Annotated in this window: 1 pseudogene; it reads left to right on the top strand. The window is 57.9% G+C overall.

Annotation, left to right across the window (positions count from 1 at the left end):
• Window positions 1-53 precede the first annotated feature (53 nt).
• Window positions 54-1067 (top strand): annotated as a pseudogene (locus tag ACX9OT_RS21835) (IS3 family transposase); the annotation flags it as partial.

The following is a 1067-nucleotide window of genomic DNA, read 5'->3' as shown; positions in this document are numbered from 1 at the left end:
TGACCCGTCCTGAATTGGGTTGACACCTTTTCCCTCTGGAAAAGGAATGTTCAATGAAATCAACAATCAGGCGCAGTCAGCGGGATTACTCGCTGGCCTTCAAGTTGTCCGTGGTCGATCAGGTCGAGCGTGGAGAACTGACCTATAAGAAGGCTCAGGAGCGATACGGTATCCAAGGCAGCAGCACGGTTCTGAAGTGGCTTCGCCGCCATGGTCGGCAGGATTGGTCAGGTGGTGCATCATCTGCCCCCATGACGACTTCTCCCAAAAGTGGACCGGCCACGCCGCTGACGCCGGAACAACAGATCAAGGCCCTGCAGGTCCAGTTGCGGGAGGCCAACGAGAAAGCACAGCTTTTCGAAGCCATCGTGGATGTCCTCAAAGAGGATTACGGGGTGCGCATCGTAAAAAAGCCTTCAGGCAAGTCCTCACGCAAGGGCGCCTCAAAGGCGTAAGCGTGGCAAGGGCTTGCCGCCATTTCGGCATCAGTCGACAGGCGTTCTATCAAGCGGGGTGCCGGCATCAACGACGACGCGCCAGCGAGACCAAAGCACTGGCGCTGGTGAGCGATTGCCGCGTGCGGCAGCCACGGATCGGGACGCGCAAGTTGCACTATTTGATCGGACCGAAGCTGCAGGCGGCGGGAATCACCATGGGACGTGACCGGTTGTTTGACGTACTTCGGGAAGCGCGCCTGCTGGTACCGAAACGTCGGGCTTATCACAAGACTACCGACAGCCATCATCGCTTTCGCAGGCATCCGAATCTGCTCAAACCTGGCCAAGGATGCGTAATACCAACCGGTAGCGAGCAGGTGTGGGTGGCGGACATCACCTATCTGCCGACGCAGGGGAAGTTCGTGTATCTGAGCCTGGTCACCGATGCCTGGTCGCGCAAGATCGTGGGCTGGAGCGTGCATGAAACGCTACAGACAGAGCAGGTAGCTCAGGCGCTGGAGATGGCGCTGAAAGGGAGAAAGACACCGCAGAAGCTGATCCATCACTCTGATCGTGGAATCCAGTACTGCTCGGATTACTACCAGAAGATCCATGCGCGGCACGGCCTGA

The sequence above is a fragment of the Stenotrophomonas genospecies 3 genome, assembly GCF_054473855.1.
Note: the sequence above shows the minus strand (reverse complement) of the source record. Positions and strands in the feature narration are given on the sequence as shown.